Origin of the sequence: Kitasatospora sp. NPDC048298 (assembly GCF_043201465.1) — a bacterium.
Taxonomy (GTDB): Bacteria; Actinomycetota; Actinomycetes; order Streptomycetales; family Streptomycetaceae; genus Kitasatospora.
The window spans coordinates 112,779-130,705 of sequence record NZ_JBICYZ010000011.1; the positions used below are offsets into that span (position 1 = coordinate 112,779).

The window sequence follows — 17,927 nt, forward strand, 5'->3', positions numbered from 1 at the left end:
CTCGGCGCCGTGATCATCACCATGGGCAACCGGCCCGCCGAGCTCAACGCCCTGATCGAAGCCGTCCGCGCCCAGGAGGGCCCGGCGGTCGAGCTGGCCGTGGTCGGCCAGGGCGCGAAGCTGCCCCCGCTGCCGGAGGGCGTGCGCAGCGTCGAGCTGCCGGAGAACCTCGGCATCCCGGGCGGGCGCAACGTCGGCATCGAGCTGTTCGGCCGGGACGGCGCGGAGGTCGACGCCGTCCTCTTCCTGGACGACGACGGGAACCTGCCGCGCACCGACTCGGCCCGGCTGCTGCGCGAGGCCTTCACCGCCGATCCGGAGCTGGGCATCGTCTCCTTCCGGATCGCCGACCCGGACACCGGGGTCACCCAGCGCCGCCACGTCCCGCGGCTGCGCGCCAGCGACCCGCTGCGGTCGTCCCGGGTGACGACGTTCCTGGGCGGCGCGAGCGCGGTGCGCTGCAAGGTGTTCGAGCAGGCCGGGCAGCTGCCCGCCGAGTTCTTCTACGCCCACGAGGAGACCGACCTCGCGTGGCGCGCGCTGGACGCCGGTTGGGCCATCGACTACCGGGCGGACGTGGTGCTGCACCACCCCACGACCTCGCCCGCCCGTCACGCGAGCTACTTCCACAACGTGGCCCGCAACCGGGTCTGGCTCGCGAGGCGGAACCTTCCGGCCCTGTTGGTGCCTCTCTATCTGGGAACCTGGTTCCTGCTGACCCTGGCCCGCCGCCCCTCCCCGGAGGCGCTGAAGGCCTGGTGGGGCGGATTCCGGGCGGGCTGGCGCGAACCCTGCGGTCCGCGGCGGCCCATGCGGTGGCGTACCGTCTGGCGACTGACCAGGTTGGGCCGACCACCGATCATCTGATCGCATCTGATGACATATGCATCGAATGATCGATCGCTGCGGCCGGTGTCCCCACACCGGCCGGCTCTCCCGAGACCCCAGTGGATCCCCATCGGCGCAGACCGGCGGACCCCGCCGACCGGCCGCCCCGACCGATCCCGCGTGAAGGACGAATGTGTCGACAGTGAGTGAACCCGTCAGCCTCTCGGCCCCCAGGGGGGCGGACGCGGGCCTGACCCCCAAGCAGCTTGCGGACAAGTACGGTCTGAAGGTGAGCGGCGCCCGTCCCGGCCTGTTCGCCTACTCCAAGCAGCTCTGGGCCCGGCGCCACTTCATCTGGGCCTTCGCCACCGCCCGCCTGGTGGCCCAGTACACCAACGCCAAGCTCGGCCAGCTGTGGCAGGTGGTGACCCCGCTGCTCAACTGCGCGGTGTTCTACCTGGTCTTCGGCGTGATCCTGGCGGGCAAGCAGGGCTTCCCGGACAACACCTACATCGCCTGGCTCTGCATCGGCGTGTTCGTCTTCCAGTTCACCCAGAACGCGGTGCAGACCGGCACCCGGGCGATCTCCGACAGCCTCGGGCTGATCCGGGCGCTGCACTTCCCCCGGGCCAGCCTCCCGATCGCGTTCACCGTGATCCAGCTCCAGCAGCTGCTGATCTCCATGGTGGTCCTGGTCGTCACCGTGATCGCCGCCGGCGTCACCCCGGGCCGGACCTGGCTGCTGATCATCCCGGCGCTGCTCCTGCAGACGCTCTTCAACACCGGCATCTCCCTGGTGATGGCCCGGATCGGCTCCAGGACCAGCGACATCTCCCAGCTGATCCCGTTCGTGATGCGTGCCTGGATGTTCCTGTCCGGTGTGATGTTCAGCATCCAGGACAAGATCACCCACTGGCCGCACTACGTCCAGACGCTGATGGCGGCGAACCCGGCGTCGGTCTACATGGACCTGCTGCGGCACGCCTTCGCGCCGGTCATCTACAACCCGCACCAGCCGGTGCACCAGACCCTCCCGCCGCACCTGTGGGTGTACGGCATCGCCTGGGGCGTGGGCATGTTCGTCGTCGGATACGTCTTCTTCTGGAAGGCAGAGGAGGAGTACGGCCGTGGCTGACATCGACCTGAGCACGAGCGCCGCCGTCCCGGACGCGGACGTGGCCCGCGAGCCCACCGTCGTCGTCGACGACGTGCACATCGTCTACAAGGTGCACGGGGCCGGCTCCGGCAAGGGCAGCGCCACCTCGGCGCTGAGCCGCATCATCAGCCGCAAGCGCGCCTCCGGCGTGCGCGAGGTGCACGCGGTCAGGGGCATCAGCTTCACCGCGTACAAGGGCGAGGCGATCGGCCTGATCGGCTCCAACGGCTCCGGCAAGTCGACCATGCTGGCCGCCATCGCGGGCCTGCTGCCGACCGAGAAGGGCGGCATCTACACCAACGGCCAGCCCTCGCTGCTGGGCGTCAACGCCGCGCTGATGAACGAGCTCACCGGTGAGCGCAACGTCATCCTCGGCTGCCTGGCGATGGGCATGACCCCGGCCCAGGTGAAGGCGCGCTACCAGGACATCGTCGACTTCTCGGGCATCAACGACAAGGGCGACTTCATCTCCCTGCCGATGCGCACCTACTCCTCCGGCATGGGCGCCCGGCTGCGCTTCTCGATCGCCGCCGCCAAGACCCACGACGTGCTGCTGATCGACGAGGCCCTCGCCACCGGCGACCAGGCCTTCCAGCAGCGCAGCAAGCGGCGGATCGACGAGCTGCGGGCGTCCGCCGGTACGGTCTTCCTGGTCAGCCACGACAACAACTCGATCCGCGAGGTCTGCGAGCGGACCATCTGGATCGAGGCCGGCGAGCTGGTCATGGACGGGCCGACCGAGGAGGTCGTCCAGCGCTACGAGCGCGGCGAGCGGCCGTAGCCTCCGGTACTTCCGCAGGGGCCGGTCCCGGATCCTCCGGGGCCGGCCCTTCGTCCTGCGCGCCCTCGCGCGCGCCGGGCGGCCCGCCGCCGCGGCGCGAGCGCCCCGTGCCCCGGGCGGGGCGGTCTTCTCCCGCGCGGCCCGGCGTGTCAGCCTGGTGGTGTCGGGGACGGTGTGCCCTGCGTGACGCCCGCGCTCGGACGCGTGTCCGAGTCGGGCCGGTCCTGCCACGCGGTGTAGAACGGGGGAGTGACAGCAGTGTCGGCTTCGGCCCAGCTCAGAGATACGCCGGTGAACGGTTCCGCGGGAGACACCCTCGACAAGGCGGGCGCGGAGAACTTCCCCGTCGCCCCGTTCTTCCTGCCCGCGGCCTGGCGCGACGACCTGATGGCGGTGTACGGCTTCGCCCGCCTGGTCGACGACGCCGGCGACGGCGACCTGGCCGACCCGGCCGCCACCGCCCGTCTGCTCGGGGTCGAGCAGCCGCCCCCGGCCACCCCTTCGGACCACTCCGCCCCGCCCTCCGCGCAGGAGACCGCCTTCCGGCTCGCCCTGCTCGACGGACTGGAGCAGGACCTCGACCGGGTGTTCGAGGCGGCCCTGCGCACCGCCGGCGGCTCCGTGGCCGCCACGGACCGCCCCCGTCACCCGCTGCTGAGCGCGCTCGTCCCGCTGGTCGACCGGCACGGCCTGACCCCCGAGCCGTTCCGCCGTCTGATCGAGGCCAACCGGGTGGACCAGACCACCTCCCGCTACGCCACCTTCGAGGACCTGCTCGGCTACTGCACCCTGTCCGCCGACCCGGTCGGCCGCCTCGTGCTGGCCATCGCCGGCGTCTCCACCCCCGAGCGGACCGAGCTGTCGGACGCCGTGTGCAGCGGCCTCCAGGTGGTCGAACACATCCAGGACGTGGCCGAGGACCTGGCCCACGGCCGGATCTACCTGCCCGCCGAGGACCTGGCCCGCTTCGGAGTGACCGAGGCGGACCTGGCCGCCCCCCGCGCCGACGGCGCGGTCCGCGAGCTGATCGCCTTCGAGGTCGAGCGGGCCCGCACCCTGCTCGACCGCGGCGCACCATTGGTAGGTACGGTTCGGGGGAGGCTTCGACTGCTCCTCGCGGGATTCACCGCAGGCGGCTACGCGGCCCTGGCGGCCGTCGAGGACGCCGGGTACGACGTACTCGCCCGGCAGGCGAGGCCGGACAAGCGCCGCCTCGCAGCGAAGGCGGCGGCCATCTTCGCGAAGGGAAGGTGAACGCCCGCGTGGCGGCATCACCACTGGCGTCGGCCCAGGTCATGGCGGCGTACCGGTACTGCGAGGCAGTCACCGGACTGCAGGCGCGCAACTTCAGCTACGGCATCCGGCTGCTGCCCGAACCCAAGCGGCTGGCCATGTCGGCCCTGTACGCCCTGGCCCGCCGGGTGGACGACATCGGCGACGGCGACCTTCCGGACGACCGCAAGGCCGAGGCGCTGCTGCGCACCCGGGAACTGGTGGACGAGGTCCGCTCCGGGGTGGTCGCCGAGGACGACACCGACCCGATCAAGGTCGCCCTGGCCGACGCGGCCCGGCGCTTCCCGATCCCGCTCGGCGGCTTCGACGAGCTGATCGACGGCGTCGAGATGGACCTCAAGGGCGCCGAGTACCAGACCTACGAGGAGCTGAAGGTCTACTGCCGCTGCGTGGCGGGCGCGATCGGCCGGCTCTCGCTGGGCGTCTACGGCTGCGACGACCCCGAGCTCGGGGCGCGCCACGCGGACACCCTGGGCCTGGCGCTGCAGCTCACCAACATCCTGCGCGACCTGCGCGAGGACGCCCTCAACGGCCGGACCTACCTGCCGAGCGAGGACCTGGTCCGGTTCGGCTGCGAGCAGGGCTTCGCCCTGCCCGAGCCGCCGGTCGGCGCGGACTTCACCGGCCTGGTGGCCTTCGAGGCCGCCCGCGCCCAGGCCGCGTTCGAGGAGGGCCTGCGGCTGCTGCCGATGCTCGACCGCCGCAGCCGCGCCTGCACCGCCGCGATGGCCGGGATCTACCACCGCCTGCTCGGCCGGATCGCCGCCGATCCGGAGTCCGTGCTGCGCGGCCGGGTCTCGCTGCCGGGCTGGGAGAAGGCGTACGTGGCGCTTTCCGGGCTCGCCGGGGGGCGTTCTTGATTCTCGCGAGAGTTCTGTCACGCTGTGTCAGCGCGGATCCACGTGCGGATAGTTTTGTGTTGAACGAACGAGGACCGGCTTCAGCGACCGCCCGCGGGCGGTCCACCGACTGCGAGGGGGAGGGCCGATGACCGGGCGAGCCGATGCCGCGCGCCCGGCCGCGGTCGTGGTCGGCGGCGGGCTGGCCGGGATCACCACCGCACTGCGCCTCGCCGAGGCGGGCCACCGGGTCACCCTCGCCGAGGCGCGGCCCCGGCTCGGCGGACTGGCCTTCTCCTTCCGGCGCGGCGAGCTGACCGTCGACAACGGCCAGCACGTCTACCTGCGCTGCTGCACCGCCTACCGCGGCCTGCTGGAGCGCCTCGGCGCCACCCGGCTGGTCCACCTCCAGGACCGCCTCGACATCCCGGTGCTCTCCGTCACCGGGCCGCCGGCCGCCCCCGTGCGCACCCTCGGCCGGCTGCGCCGGGCCGGCCTGCCCGTCCCGCTGCACCTGGCCGGCAGCCTGGCCCGCTACCCGCACCTGTCCCCGGCCGACCGCGCCCGGGTGGTCCGCGGCGCGCTCGCCCTGCGGGGCCTGGACCTCGCCGACCCGGCGCTGGACGAGGTCTCCTTCGGCGAGTGGCTGCGCCGCAACGGGCAGAACGCCGCCACCCAGGCCGCCCTGTGGGACCTGGTCGGCGTCGCCACCCTGAACGCCCGGGCCGACCGGGTGTCGCTGGCGCTCGCCGGGATGGTCTTCAAGACCGGCCTGCTCTCCGACCCGGGCGCCTCGGACATCGGCACCGCCGCCGTCCCGCTCGGCACGATCCACCACGACCGGGCGCTCGCCGAGCTGGAGCGGGCCGGCGTCCGGGTGCTGTTGCGGGCCCGGGTGGCCGAGCTGAAGCCGGCCGTCCCGCAGCACGCCGTCCGGCTGGAGGGCGGGGAACTGCTCACCGCCGACACCGTCGTGCTGGCCGGCGCCCAGGACAGCGCGGCCGCGCTGCTGCCGCCGGACGCGGTCCCCGGGCAGGAGCGGCTGGCCGGCTTCGGCACCGCGCCGATCCTCAACGTGCACGTGATCTACGATCGCAAGGTGCTGCGCCGGCCGTTCTTCGCCGCGCTCGGCTCCCCGGTCCAGTGGGTCTTCGACCGCACCGCGCACTCCGGCCTGGCCGCCACCGCGCTGGGCCACGCCCACCCGGGCGCCCAGTACCTGGCGCTGTCCCAGTCCGCCGCGCAGGACGAGATCGACCTGCCGGTCGCCGAACTGCGCCGGCGCTACCTGCCCGAGCTGGGCCGGCTGCTGCCGGCCGCGGCCCGTGCCGAGGTGCTGGACTTCTTCGTCACCCGGGAACGCACCGCGACCTTCGACCCGGCCCCGGGCAACGGGGCGCTGCGCCCCTCCGCCCGCACCGACGTCCCCGGCCTGCTGCTGGCCGGCTCGTGGACGGCCACCGGCTGGCCCGCGACCATGGAGGGGGCCGTGCGCAGCGGCCACGCCGCGGCCGACGCCGCGCTCGCCGCGGCCGGCACCCGGGTGCCGGTGGACCGCGGCGACGGGAGGTGGCCCAGGTGACGGCGGGCCCCGACACCGGAGAGCCCGCCAGAGCCGACGGGCGTACCGTCGAGCGCATCGGCGCAACCACCGGCAACGGCCCGTACGGCCGCCCCGGTACCACTGGCACTGGCACTCGGTTCGACACCAGCCGCACCGACAGCACCCGGCCGCCCCGTGCGGTCCGGCACCACGAGGGAGAGGGAACGCACGTGGAGTCACGCACCGGCTTCGCCGTCGGAGGCACGGCGCACGCCGAACCGGTCTCGGTGCCGGAGCTGCTCGCCCGCAGCCGTACGCTCTGCACCCCGCCGCTACGGGCCGCCGTCGCCCGTTTGGCCGCACCCATGGACACCGTCGCCGCCTACCACTTCGGCTGGATCGACCGCGACGGCACCCCGGTGACGGGGGACGGCGGCAAGGCCGTGCGCCCGGCGCTGGCGCTGCTGTCCGCCCGGGCCGCGGGCGCGCCGGCCGAGGTGGGGGTGCCCGGCGGGGTCGCGGTTGAACTGGTGCACAACTTCTCCCTCCTCCATGATGATCTGATGGACGGTGACGAGACCCGACGGCACCGGGCCACCGCCTGGACGGTCTTCGGGCCGGCCCAGGCGATCCTGGTCGGCGACGCCCTGGCGACGCTCGGCACGGAGGTGCTGCTCGACGCCGCGGTGACCGGCGGCACGAGCGCCACCGACGCCGTGCGGGCCGTGCGGCTGCTCACCACGGCGACCCGTCGGCTGATCGACGGCCAGGCCATGGACGTCGCCTTCGAACAGCGCGACAGCGTCACGGTCGCCGAGTGCCTGGAGATGGAGGGCGGCAAGACGGCGGCACTGCTGGCCGCCGCCTCGGCGATCGGCGCCGTCCTGGCCGGCGCCGACGACAAGGTCTCCGACGCGCTCCAGCGCTACGGCTACCACCTGGGCCTGGCCTTCCAGGCGGTGGACGACCTGCTCGGCATCTGGGGCGCCACCGAGGTCACCGGCAAGCCGCACTGGGGGGACCTGCGCCAGCGCAAGAAGTCCCTGCCGGTGGCCGCCGCGCTGGCCGAGGGCGGAGCGGCCTCGCGCCGGCTCGCCGAGCAGCTGGCCGACCCGAAGGGACGTGGGGAGGAGAGCGAGCCCGAGCTCGCCGCCCGGGCCGCGCTGATCGAGGAGGCCGGCGGCCGTGCCTGGACCCAGGAGGAGGCCCGCCGCCAGCACACGACTGCCCTCGCCGCCCTGGACGAGGTGCCCATGACCGACGAGGTGCGGGAGCACTTCGTCGCACTCGCCGAATTCGTGGTGGTACGAGAGAGGTGACGTTACGTTGACAGCAACCGCGGACGGCCGGCTCGACCCTGAGTACGATTCCGAGCCGGTCGCGGTGGGCGACCGCCCCCCGACCCTGCTGGGTACGGGGCGGTGGCAGCCCGAGGACACCGACCAGCTACGGCCGGCCGGTGAGGCGGAGCTCCGACCGGCCGACGCGCGGGAGGCCCTGGCCCGCGCCACCACCCACCTGCTCTCCCTGCAGTCGTCCGAGGGCTGGTGGAAGGGTGACCTGGAGACCAACGTCACCATGGACGCCGAGGACTTACTGCTCCGCCAGTTCCTGGGGATCCGCACCGAGGAGCAGACCCGCGCCACCGCCGAGTGGATCCGCTCCCAGCAGCGCGAGGACGGCACCTGGTCCACCTTCCACGGCGGGCCGCCCGAACTGTCCACCACCGTCGAGGCCTACGTCGCCCTCAAACTGGCCGGCGACGACCCGGACGCCCCGCACATGCTGGCCGCCGCGCGCTACGTCCGCTCCGCCGGGGGCATCGCGGCCTCCCGGGTGTTCACCCGGATCTGGCTCGCCCTGTTCGGCTGGTGGCCCTGGGAGCGGCTGCCCGAGATGCCGCCCGAGATCATCTTCCTGCCCAAGTGGCTGCCGCTGAACATCTACGCCTTCGGCTGCTGGGCCCGCCAGACGATCGTCCCGCTGACCGTCGTCTCCTCCCACCGCCCGGTCCGTCCGGCCCCCTTCGCGCTCACCGAGCTGCACACCGACCCGGACGACCCGTACCCCCACCGGCCGCTCGCCCCCGCCACCACCTGGGACGGCCTCTTCGAACGCCTCGACAAGGTGCTGCACGCCTACCACCGCCGGGCCTTCCGCCCGCTGCGCCGACTGGCCGTCTCGCAGGCCTGCCGCTGGATCGTCGAACGCCAGGAGGCCGACGGCTGCTGGGGCGGCATCCAGCCGCCCGCCGTCTACTCGCTGATCGCCCTGCACCTGGAGGGCTACGAGCTGGAGCACCCGGTGATGAAGGCCGGGCTCTCCTCCTTCGACCGCTTCACCGTGCACACCGAGGACGGCAAGCGCTGGCTGGAGGCCTGCCAGTCCCCGGTCTGGGACACCTGCCTGGCCACCATCGCCCTGGTCGACGGAGGGGTGCCGGCCGACCACCCGGCGCTGGTCTCCGCCGTCGACTGGATGCTCGGCGAGGAGATCCGCAAACCCGGCGACTGGGCCGTCCAGCGGCCCGCGCTCGCCCCCGGCGGCTGGGCCTTCGAGTTCGAGAACGACACCTACCCCGACATCGACGACACCGCCGAGGTGGTGCTCGCGCTGCGCCGGGTCGCCCACCCCGACCAGGGCAAGGTCGACGCGGCGATGGACCGGGGCGTGCTGTGGAACCTCGGCATGCAGTCCAAGAACGGCGCCTGGGGCGCCTTCGACGTGGACAACACCAGCACGCTGCCCAACAAGCTGCCGTTCTGCGACTTCGGCGAGGTGGTCGACCCGCCGTCCGCCGACGTCACCGCGCACGTGGTGGAGATGCTCGCCGAGACCGGCCGCGCCCGCGACCCCCGGACCAGGCGCGGCATCGAGTGGCTGCTGCGCAACCAGGAGGCGGACGGCTCCTGGTTCGGCCGCTGGGGCACCAACTACATCTACGGCACCGGCTCGGTGCTGCCCGCCCTGGTCGCGGCCGGCGTCCCCGACGAGCACCCGGCGATCCGCCGGGCGGTGCGCTGGCTGGAGGACCGGCAGAACACCGACGGCGGCTGGGGCGAGGACATGCGCTCCTACGACGACCCGGCGCGCTGGGCCGGGCGCGGCGACTCCACCGCCTCGCAGACCGCGTGGGCGCTGATGGCGCTGCTCGCGGCCGGCGAGGGGCCGCGGGAGCGGGCCAACCCGGCGGTGGAGCGCGGCGTGGAGTGGCTGGTGCGCACCCAGCTGCCCGAGGGCACCTGGGACGAACCGCAGTTCACCGGCACCGGCTTCCCGTGGGACTTCTCCATCAACTACCACCTGTACCGGCTGGTGTTCCCGGTCACCGCGCTCGGCCGCTACCTCCACGGCACCCCGGGCACGAGCCGGGCCGACGGGGCCCCGGCGATCGGAGCGGCGCGGTGACCACCGCGCCCCTGCTGGTGCTCTGCGCCCTGGGCCCCGAGGTCTGGGCCCTGCGCGGCGGTGACTGGCGGGGCGCGCCCGGCGGGCCCCCGGTGCTGGTGCGCACCGGGGTCGGCCGGCGGCGCGCCGGGCTGGCCGTCCGGCGGCTGCTCGGTTCCGCCCCCACCGGCTACGGCGCCGTGGTGGTGGCCGGCTTCGGCGCGGCGGTCGGCCCCGGCGTGCTGCCCGGCGACGTGGTCGCCGCCGACGGCGTGCGCGACGCCGAGGGCCACCTGTACCCGCTCGACTCCGGGGCGGAGCTCACCCGGGCGCTGAAGGAGCGCGGGCTGAGCGTGCACACCGGGGTCCACCACACCGCCGACCACGTGGTGCGCGGCATCGAGCGGCGGGCGCTGCACGTCCAGGGCGCGCTCGCGGTCGACATGGAGGCCGCCGCCGTCCTGGCCGCGCTGTGCGAGGTGCGGCCCGCTCTGCCGACGGCCGTCCTGCGGGTGGTGGTGGACACGCCCGAGCACGAACTGCTGCGGCCCGGCACCCTCCCGGCAGGGGTGCGCGCCTGGCGGACCCTGCGCGCGACGGTACCCGCCCTCGTCGACTGGTACCGGCACGAGCGCGCGCCGGGCCCCGTACGCCTGAACGGCTCCACAGATTCGAACGGCTCAATGGGTTCGAACGGTTCGACAGATCTGAACGGCTCCACAGACCTGAACCACCCCACATCCTCGACGCTCCCCCAGGAGGCGAGCTAGCCATGGCCATGCCGTTGCGCCAGACCGTGCGGGTCGGCACCTACCTCATGCAGCAGAAGCTGCTCAAGCGCCGGGACAAGTTCCCGCTGATCGTGGAGCTGGAGCCGCTCTTCGCCTGCAACCTCGCCTGCGAGGGCTGCGGCAAGATCCAGCACCCGGCGGGCGTGCTGAAGCAGCGGATGCCCGTCGCCCAGGCGGTCGGCGCGGTCCTGGAGTCGGGTGCCCCGATGGTCTCGATCGCCGGCGGCGAGCCGCTGATGCACCCGCAGATCGACGAGATCGTCCGGCAGCTGGTCGAACGCCGCAAGTACGTGTTCCTCTGCACCAACGCGCTGCTGCTGCGCAAGAAGATCGACAAGTTCAAGCCGTCGCCGTACTTCACGTTCGCCGTGCACATCGACGGCATGCGCGAACGGCACGACGAGTCGGTAGCCAAGGAGGGCACCTTCGACGAGGCGGTGGCCGCGATCAAGGAGGCCAAGCGGCGGGGCTTCCGGGTCACCACCAACAGCACCTTCTTCAACACCGACACCCCGCAGACCGTCATCGAGGTGCTGGACTACCTCAACGACGAGCTCAAGGTGGACGAGATGATGATCTCGCCCGCCTACGCCTACGAGAAGGCCCCCGACCAGGAGCACTTCCTCGGCGTCGAGCAGACCAGGGAGCTCTTCCGCAAGGCCTTCGCCGGCGGCAACCGCAACCGCTGGCGGCTCAACCACAGCCCGCTCTTCCTGGACTTCCTGGAGGGCAAGGCCGACTTCGAGTGCACCCCCTGGGGCATCCCCAACTACTCGCTGTTCGGCTGGCAGCGGCCCTGCTACCTGATGGCCGACGGCTACGTGCCGACCTACCGCGAGCTGGTCGAGAAGACCGACTGGAGCAAGTACGGCCGCGGCAGGGACCCGCGCTGCGAGAACTGCATGGCCCACTGCGGCTACGAGCCGACCGCCGTCCTCGCGACGATGGGCTCGCTCCAGCAGTCGCTGCGTGCCATCACCGAGACCGTCAGCGGCAACAAGGGCCGCTGAGCAGGGAGTTGACCCCAAGGTCGGCGCTCCGGCCCGGGCCCCGCGCCCGGGCCGGCTCCGCCCCCGAACCAGGTCCGGCCCCGAGCCCGGGCCGGGTGGAGGCACCACCGCACTGCTCCGAGTCGTGAGGTGTACCCATGTCACTGCTCTCCCGCGTCACGTCCCCGGCCGAGCTGCGCAAGCTCCCGGCGGTCGAACTCCCGCTGCTCGCCGACGAGATCCGCGACTTCCTGATCGACGCCGTCACCCGCACCGGCGGCCACCTCGGGCCCAACCTCGGCGTGGTGGAGCTCACCATCGCGCTGCACCGGGTCTTCGACTCGCCGTACGACCGGATCGTCTTCGACACCGGCCACCAGAGCTACGTCCACAAACTGCTCACCGGCCGCCAGGACTTCAGCCGGCTGCGGATGCGCGGCGGGCTCTCCGGGTACCCCTCGCGGGGCGAGTCCGAGCACGACCTGGTCGAGAACTCGCACGCCTCCACCGCGCTCTCCTACGCCGACGGCCTGGCCAAGGCCGCCCGACTGCTCGGCCAGCACGACCGGCACACCGTCGCCGTGATCGGCGACGGCGCGCTCACCGGCGGACTCGCCTGGGAGGCGCTCAACAACATCGCCGAGGCGCGCGACCGGCCGCTGGTCATCGTCGTCAACGACAACGAGCGCTCCTACGCCAGGACCATCGGCGGCCTCGCCAACCACCTGGCCACCCTGCGCACCACCCAGGGCTACGAGCGCTTCCTCGCCCTCGGCAAGGAGGCCCTGCAGCGCACCCCGCTGGTCGGCCAGCCGATCTTCGACGCGCTGCACGGCGCCAAGAAGGGCTTCAAGGACGCCTTCGCCCCACAGGGCATGTTCGAGGACCTCGGCCTCAAGTACCTCGGGCCGATCGACGGCCACGACCTGGGCGCGGTCGAACAGGCGCTGCGCCAGGCCCGCAACTTCGGCGGGCCGGTCATCGTGCACTGCCTGACCGTCAAGGGGCGCGGCTACCGGCCGGCCGAGCAGGACGAGGCCGACCGCTTCCACGCCGTCAACCCGATCGACCCGTACACCTGCCTGCCGATCTCGCCCAGCGGCGGCGTCTCCTGGACCTCGGTGTTCGGGGACGAGCTGCTCACCCTCGGCACCGAGCGGCCGGACCTGGTGGCGATCACCGCGGCCATGCTCCAGCCGGTGGGCCTGGCCCCGTTCGCCAAGGCCTACCCGGAGCGGACCTTCGACGTCGGGATCGCCGAGCAGCACGCCGTCACCAGCGCGGCGGGGCTGGCCACCGGTGGGCTGCACCCGGTGGTCGCGGTGTACGCGACCTTCCTGAACCGGGCCTTCGACCAGGTGCTGATGGACGTCGCCCTGCACCGGCTGGGCGTCACCTTCGTCCTCGACCGCTCCGGGGTGACCGGGCCGGACGGCGCCTCCCACAACGGCATGTGGGACATGTCGATCCTCCAGGTCGTCCCCGGCCTGCGGCTCGCCGCGCCGCGCGACGCCGAACAGCTGCGCGCCCAGCTGCGCGAGGCCGTCGAGGTCAAGGACGCCCCGACCGTGGTGCGCTTCCCCAAGGGGAACATCGGGCCCGCGGTGCCGGCCGTCGAACGGATCGGCGCAGTGGACGTGCTGCTGCGCACCGGGCGGGCGCCGGAGATCCTGCTGGTCGCGGTCGGCACCACCGCCCCCGCCTGCCTGGACGCGGCCCGGCTGCTGCTCGCCGAGGGCTTCACCGCGACCGTGGTCGACCCGCGCTGGGTCAAACCCGTCGACCCGGTGCTGCCCGAACTGGCCGCCGCCCACCGGCTGGTGGTCACCGTCGAGGACAACGGCCGTACCGGGGGCGTCGGTTCGGCCGTCGCCCAGGCGCTGCGCGACGCCGACGTGGACGTGCCGGTGCGGGTGCTCGGCCTGCCCCAGGAGTTCCTCGACCACGCCTCGCGCGGAGAGATCCTGGAGGAGGCCGGGCTGACCGGGACCGGGGTCGCCGCCCAGACCGCCGTCTTCGCCAAGAACCTGCTACCGACCCGAGGAGCGAACCCGCGCCATGCCGGCTGAACCAGACCGCCCCGCCTTCGACCTCGCCGCGCTGATCGCCGAACGCGGCGGCGAGCGCTACGAGCTGCACGGCCGCTACCTCAACCCGCAGCTGCCGCGGATGCTGCACACCATCGGCTTCGACAAGTACTACGAGCGCGCCCGGGGCCAGTACTTCTACGACGCCGAGGGCAACGAGTACCTCGACATGCTGGCCGGCTTCGGCATCTTCGCGCTCGGCCGCCACCATCCCGCGGTGCGTTCGGCGGTCCAGCAGGTGATGGACCTCGACCTGCCCGACCTGGTCCGCTTCGACTGCTCGCCGCTGCCCGGGCTGCTGGCCGAGCGGCTGCTGTCGTACGCGCCCGGGCTGGACCGGGTGTTCTTCGGCAACAGCGGCACCGAGGCGGTGGAGACCGCGCTCAAGTTCGCCCGCTACGCCACCGGACGCCGGCGGATCCTCTACGCCGACCACGCCTTCCACGGGCTGACCACCGGCTCGCTCTCGGTCAACGGGGAGAGCGGCTTCCGCAAGGGCTTCGACCCGCTGCTGCCGGACACCGCCATCCCGCTCGGCGATCTCCGCGCGCTGGCCAAGGAGCTGAAGCGCGGCGACGTCGCGGGGCTGATCGTCGAGCCGATCCAGGGCAAGGGCGTCCAGGCGCCGCCGCCCGGCTGGCTGCGGGCCGCCCAGGCGCTGCTGCACGAGCACCGGGCACTGCTGATCTGCGACGAGGTGCAGACCGGCATCGGCCGCACCGGCGAGTTCTTCGCCTACCAGCACGAGGACGGCGTGCTGCCCGACCTGGTCTGCGCGGCCAAGGCGCTGTCCGGCGGGTACGTGCCGATCGGGGCCACGCTCGGCAAGAGCTGGATCTTCGAGAAGGTGTACTCCTCGATGGACCGGGTGCTGGTGCACTCGGCCAGCTTCGGGTCCAACGCCCAGGCCATGGCGGCCGGGCTGGCGACCCTGGAGGTGATGCGCGACGAGCAGGTGGTGGAGAACGCCCGCAAGGTCGGTGACCACTTCCGCGAACGGCTGGCCGCACTGGTCGACGAGTACGAGCTGCTCGCCGAGGTGCGCGGGCGCGGGCTGATGATCGGGATCGAGTTCGGCCGGCCCAAGTCGCTCAAGCTGCGCACCGGTTGGACCGCGCTCCAGGCGGCACGCAAGGGGCTGTTCGCGCAGATGGTGGTGGTGCCGCTGCTGCAGCGGCACCGCATCCTGACCCAGGTCTCCGGGGACCACCTGGAAGTGATCAAACTGATCCCGCCGCTGATCATCACCGAGCACGACGTGGACCGGTTCGTGGACGCATTCACCGCGATCATGGACGAGGCCCACCGGGGGAGCGGACTGATGTGGGACTTCGGGCGCACCCTGGTCAAGCAGGCCGTCGCCGGCCGCTGAGGCGGGGGCCGCGGGTGGCGCGGAGTGGGAAGCCGGCCCGGCCGACTTCCCACTCCGTGGGAGACACCGCCTCAGAGCTCGGTCCGGCGGCGCCGGATGACCACCACGAGATCGACGACGGCGAACAGGGTGAGCAGGCCGCAGGCCACCGCGAACCCGGTGAGGGTGCCCCGGCTGGGTGCGCCGGAGGCGGGCGAGGCCGCCGCCCAGAGCGCGAAGCCCACCGTGGCCAGTGCGAACAGCGGCGTGAAGGTGAGCGAGAGCAGGTAGCGGAGCTTGAGGTCGCTGCGGGCGGTGGCCGGCTCGGTGCCGCTGCGCCACCGGCGCGGGGTAGTGGTGCGCATCCCTTCACCTCCGGACCGCACGGTCGGGCTACGATTCCAGCGTACGTCCGAGGGACCAGCCGGGGAGGCGCGATGTCGGGTTCGGACGCGGGTTCGGGAGCGGGTTCGGACGCGGCGGGCTCGGGCCCGGGCGCGGGTTCCGGCTCGGGTGAGATGGGTCCGGACGGCGAGGGGTACGCGGGGCTGCGGATCGAGCGGGCCCGGGAGCTGGCCCGGCGGCACGGTTGGGCGTCGGTCCGGGTGCTGGAGCCGGGGGACCTGATGACCATGGAGTACCGGTACGGGCGGCTCAACCTCGCGGTGCGCGACGGGGTGGTCGAGCGCAGCTGGGAGGGGTAGGTCCGGGGGCGCCGGGCCGGCTGCCGTCCGGGTCGGTGCGGGCCGGTTCGGGCGCAGGTCGGTGTGGGTTCGGGCGGCTCGGGTTCGGGATGGCCGGGGTTCAGCAGGGCAGGTGGCGGCGGGCGAAGCGCCGGTGGAGCCGCTGTTCGGCGGCGGCGACCAGGGGTTCCAGCAGCGGCAGGGAGAGCAGGACGAGCAGTCCGGCGGCCCAGCCGGCCAGGACGTCGGTGACCCAGTGGGTACCCAGGTAGACCGTGGTCAGGCCGATCGAGCAGGCGGTGGCGGCGGCGATCAGCGCGCCGGTGCGCCGCCAGCGGACGGCGAGGTAGGCGAGCACCCCCCAGGTGACCACCGCGTTGGCGGTGTGGCCGGAGGGGAAGATGGTGCCGCCGGAGAAGAGCTCGGGTGAGCCGACGTACTGGGCGTAGTGCGGGCCGAGCCGGCCGGTGACGATCTTGACCGCGCCGACGGTGACGTTGAGCAACAGCAGCGCGATGCCCATGACCAGCAGCGGGCGCACCCGGCCGAGGCGGCGGGCCCGCCAACCGAGCCAGATGAAGGCGGCGATCGCCGAGGGGCCGCGCTGCCCGGCGACCACCCAGGTGTCGAGCAGCGGCTCCAGCCGGGGCCACCGCTCGTAGGGGCGCAGCAGCCGGACCGACCAGTCGAGGTCGACCAGCGCGGTGTTGAGCAGGACCCCGGCCAGCACCAGCAGGTAGCCGGCGAGGGTGACGGCGAGCAGGGCGGCCCGGCGCCGGCTCATCGGGGGCCAGCCGGGTTCGCGGGGATCGGGGCCGACCGGGGCGAGGGGCCGCGAGGGGGTGGTGAGGCGTTCCCGGCGGCCGGTTTCCGCGGTGGGACGCCCCGGCCCCTGGCGCGGAATGGGAGCGGGGGTACTTCTGGATTGCACGGGGTGACCTTACCCAGCCGGACAGGGCTATTCCGGTGGTAATTGTCATTTTCCCGGGAAATCGACAATCGGGTCGAATCGGGGCGGCTCGGGGGGTGATTTCCGCTATTCCGGGATCGAATGTCAGTGTGGTCATCGAATGCTTCTGCAAAAGCCCCGGTAAAGCAAGCGGAGCGGGAGGCCGGTGCGCCCGGCTTCCCACTCCGTGGTAACCCTGTGTAGGTTCCGTGCTCAGTCGAGGGGGCCGCCCGCGACGTAGATCACCTGACCGGAGACGAAGCCGGCGTCCTCGCTTGCGAGGAACGAGATGGTGTGGGCGACGTCCTCAGGCAGACCGACCCGCTGGACCGGGATCTGGGAGGCCGCAGCCCGCTTGAAGTCTTCGAAGTCCATGCCGACCCGGGTGGCGGTGGCTGCTGTCATGTCCGTGGCAATGAAGCCGGGGGCGACCGCGTTGGCCGTGATGCCGAACTTGCCCAGCTCGATGGCCAAAGTCTTGGTGAAGCCCTGGAGACCGGCCTTGGCGGCCGAGTAGTTGGCCTGGCCGCGGTTGCCCTGGGCCGAGGAGGAGGACAGGTTGACGATGCGGCCGAAACCGGCGTCGACCATGTGCTTCTGCACTGCGCGGGTCATCAGGAAGGCGCCGCGGAGGTGAACGTTCATGACCGTGTCCCAGTCGGACTCGGACATCTTGAAGAGCAGGTTGTCGCGGAGCACGCCCGCGTTGTTCACCAGGACGACCGGGGCGCCGAGCTCGGCGGCCACCCGGTCGACGGCGGCCTGGACCTGCTCGGCGTCCGAGACGTCGGCGCCGACGGCCAGCGCCCGGCCGCCGGCGGCGGTGATCCGGTCGACGGTCTCCTTGCCCGCCGCCTCGTCCAGGTCCAGGACGGCGACCGCGTAGCCGTCGGCGGCCAGCCGGACGGCGGTGGCGGCGCCCAGACCGCGGGCGGCGCCGGTGACGACGGCGACCCGGGGGGCGGTGCTCTGCTCGGTCATGCTCGCTCTCGTCTCTCTCGGGGTTGCCTCCCGGGGAGAGCCCCCGGAGAGGGGTGGCCACACCCTACCGGCGGGTAGGGGGCACGGCCAGGGTGGAGAGACGCAGGTGACGGTGGGTAAGGACCGACCGGTCGGCTTTCTGCTGAGAACGGGTTACTGCAAGGCCTTCGCAGCCCGTAAATATGCCAATGTTGCCGAACCTGCGTCTACTATCCGCCCCTGCCTGCCAGCAAGGGCCCGCCGTTTGTATAGTGTCCGCCAGCAGCCAC

The 17,927-nt window shown here is 72.8% G+C and carries 16 protein-coding genes; 13 read left to right on the plus strand and 3 right to left on the minus strand.

Translation table 11 applies throughout. From position 1 onward, the window contains the following. Nucleotides 1-21: 21 nt before the first annotated feature. From ACGF0D_RS12055 to ACGF0D_RS12110, 12 genes are all read left to right on the plus strand, one after another. Complete coding sequence (locus tag ACGF0D_RS12055; RefSeq protein ID WP_392875817.1) at nt 22-867, plus strand: glycosyltransferase family 2 protein; 846 nt, start codon at nt 22-24, stop codon at nt 865-867. A 154-nt stretch (nt 868-1,021) separates the two neighbouring features. After that, a complete protein-coding gene (locus ACGF0D_RS12060) occupies nt 1,022-1,963 on the plus strand; it encodes an ABC transporter permease (protein ID WP_392875590.1) in 942 nt (313 codons plus the stop codon). Then, a complete protein-coding gene (locus ACGF0D_RS12065; protein WP_392875593.1) occupies nt 1,956-2,765 on the plus strand; it encodes an ABC transporter ATP-binding protein in 810 nt (269 codons plus the stop codon). The genes ACGF0D_RS12060 and ACGF0D_RS12065 overlap by 8 nt, the downstream gene beginning before the upstream one ends. Before the next feature lie 291 nt (nt 2,766-3,056). Next, entirely contained in the window at nt 3,057-4,019 is a 963-nt protein-coding gene (hpnC, locus tag ACGF0D_RS12070; RefSeq protein WP_392915145.1) for a squalene synthase HpnC, read from the plus strand. Nucleotides 4,020-4,060: 41 nt separating this feature from the next. Continuing rightward, a complete protein-coding gene (gene hpnD, locus ACGF0D_RS12075; protein ID WP_392915230.1) occupies nt 4,061-4,918 on the plus strand; it encodes a presqualene diphosphate synthase HpnD in 858 nt (285 codons plus the stop codon). Between the two features lie 127 nt (nt 4,919-5,045). After that, on the plus strand, nt 5,046-6,479 hold the full coding sequence (hpnE, locus tag ACGF0D_RS12080; RefSeq protein WP_392915148.1) for a hydroxysqualene dehydroxylase HpnE: 1,434 nt from the start codon (nt 5,046-5,048) through the stop codon (nt 6,477-6,479). A gap of 191 nt (nt 6,480-6,670) precedes the next feature. Then, a complete protein-coding gene (locus ACGF0D_RS12085) occupies nt 6,671-7,759 on the plus strand; it encodes a polyprenyl synthetase family protein (RefSeq protein ID WP_392915150.1) in 1,089 nt (362 codons plus the stop codon). Between the two features lie 7 nt (nt 7,760-7,766). After that, on the plus strand, nt 7,767-9,848 hold the full coding sequence (shc, locus tag ACGF0D_RS12090) for a squalene--hopene cyclase (RefSeq protein ID WP_392875605.1): 2,082 nt from the start codon (nt 7,767-7,769) through the stop codon (nt 9,846-9,848). After that, nucleotides 9,845-10,597, plus strand: coding sequence for a 1-hydroxy-2-methyl-2-butenyl 4-diphosphate reductase (locus ACGF0D_RS12095; RefSeq protein WP_392875608.1), 753 nt, complete (start codon nt 9,845-9,847; stop codon nt 10,595-10,597). The genes shc and ACGF0D_RS12095 overlap by 4 nt, the downstream gene beginning before the upstream one ends. Before the next feature lie 2 nt (nt 10,598-10,599). Then, nucleotides 10,600-11,628 carry an adenosyl-hopene transferase HpnH gene (hpnH, locus tag ACGF0D_RS12100; RefSeq protein ID WP_392875611.1) on the plus strand — a complete coding sequence of 343 codons (1,029 nt, stop codon included), beginning with the start codon at nt 10,600-10,602 and terminating at the stop codon, nt 11,626-11,628. Between the two features lie 137 nt (nt 11,629-11,765). Continuing rightward, a complete protein-coding gene (gene dxs / locus ACGF0D_RS12105; RefSeq protein ID WP_392915153.1) occupies nt 11,766-13,676 on the plus strand; it encodes a 1-deoxy-D-xylulose-5-phosphate synthase in 1,911 nt (636 codons plus the stop codon). Next, nucleotides 13,666-15,066, plus strand: coding sequence for an aspartate aminotransferase family protein (locus tag ACGF0D_RS12110; RefSeq protein WP_392915155.1), 1,401 nt, complete (start codon nt 13,666-13,668; stop codon nt 15,064-15,066). The genes dxs and ACGF0D_RS12110 overlap by 11 nt, the downstream gene beginning before the upstream one ends. A gap of 71 nt (nt 15,067-15,137) precedes the next feature. Here ACGF0D_RS12110 and ACGF0D_RS12115 read toward each other — a convergent pair whose 3' ends face one another. Continuing rightward, on the minus strand, nt 15,138-15,410 hold the full coding sequence (locus ACGF0D_RS12115) for a DUF6343 family protein (RefSeq protein WP_392875620.1): 273 nt from the start codon (nt 15,408-15,410) through the stop codon (nt 15,138-15,140). 72 nt (nt 15,411-15,482) lie between these two features. Here ACGF0D_RS12115 and ACGF0D_RS12120 point away from each other — a divergent pair, with 72 nt between their 5' ends. Then, a complete protein-coding gene (locus ACGF0D_RS12120; protein ID WP_392875623.1) occupies nt 15,483-15,749 on the plus strand; it encodes an I78 family peptidase inhibitor in 267 nt (88 codons plus the stop codon). Nucleotides 15,750-15,849: 100 nt separating this feature from the next. On the opposite strand, the gene ACGF0D_RS12125 is transcribed toward ACGF0D_RS12120, so the two are convergent. Both ACGF0D_RS12125 and fabG read right to left on the minus strand, forming a co-directional pair. Further along, on the minus strand, nt 15,850-16,512 hold the full coding sequence (locus tag ACGF0D_RS12125) for a phosphatase PAP2 family protein (RefSeq protein WP_392875626.1): 663 nt from the start codon (nt 16,510-16,512) through the stop codon (nt 15,850-15,852). Nucleotides 16,513-16,890: 378 nt separating this feature from the next. Continuing rightward, nucleotides 16,891-17,658, minus strand: a complete 768-nt coding sequence (fabG, locus tag ACGF0D_RS12130; RefSeq protein ID WP_392915158.1) for a 3-oxoacyl-ACP reductase FabG — start codon at nt 17,656-17,658, stop codon at nt 16,891-16,893. Nucleotides 17,659-17,927: the final 269 nt, after the last annotated feature.

Excerpts from the sequence above, each read along its gene's own strand:
- hpnH (WP_392875611.1), top strand. The coding sequence starts at position 10,600 with ATGGCCATGCCGTTGCGCCAGACCGTGCGGGTCGGCACCTACCTCATG.
- ACGF0D_RS12115 (WP_392875620.1), bottom strand. The coding sequence starts at position 15,410 with ATGCGCACCACTACCCCGCGCCGGTGGCGCAGCGGCACCGAGCCGGCC.
- ACGF0D_RS12125 (WP_392875626.1), bottom strand. The coding sequence starts at position 16,512 with ATGAGCCGGCGCCGGGCCGCCCTGCTCGCCGTCACCCTCGCCGGCTAC.
- fabG (WP_392915158.1), bottom strand. The coding sequence starts at position 17,658 with ATGACCGAGCAGAGCACCGCCCCCCGGGTCGCCGTCGTCACCGGCGCC.
- ACGF0D_RS12055 (WP_392875817.1), top strand. The coding sequence starts at position 22 with ATGGGCAACCGGCCCGCCGAGCTCAACGCCCTGATCGAAGCCGTCCGC.
- ACGF0D_RS12110 (WP_392915155.1), top strand. The coding sequence starts at position 13,666 with ATGCCGGCTGAACCAGACCGCCCCGCCTTCGACCTCGCCGCGCTGATC.
- ACGF0D_RS12120 (WP_392875623.1), top strand. The coding sequence starts at position 15,483 with ATGTCGGGTTCGGACGCGGGTTCGGGAGCGGGTTCGGACGCGGCGGGC.
- hpnE (WP_392915148.1), top strand. The coding sequence starts at position 5,046 with ATGACCGGGCGAGCCGATGCCGCGCGCCCGGCCGCGGTCGTGGTCGGC.
- hpnD (WP_392915230.1), top strand. The coding sequence starts at position 4,061 with ATGGCGGCGTACCGGTACTGCGAGGCAGTCACCGGACTGCAGGCGCGC.
- dxs (WP_392915153.1), top strand. The coding sequence starts at position 11,766 with ATGTCACTGCTCTCCCGCGTCACGTCCCCGGCCGAGCTGCGCAAGCTC.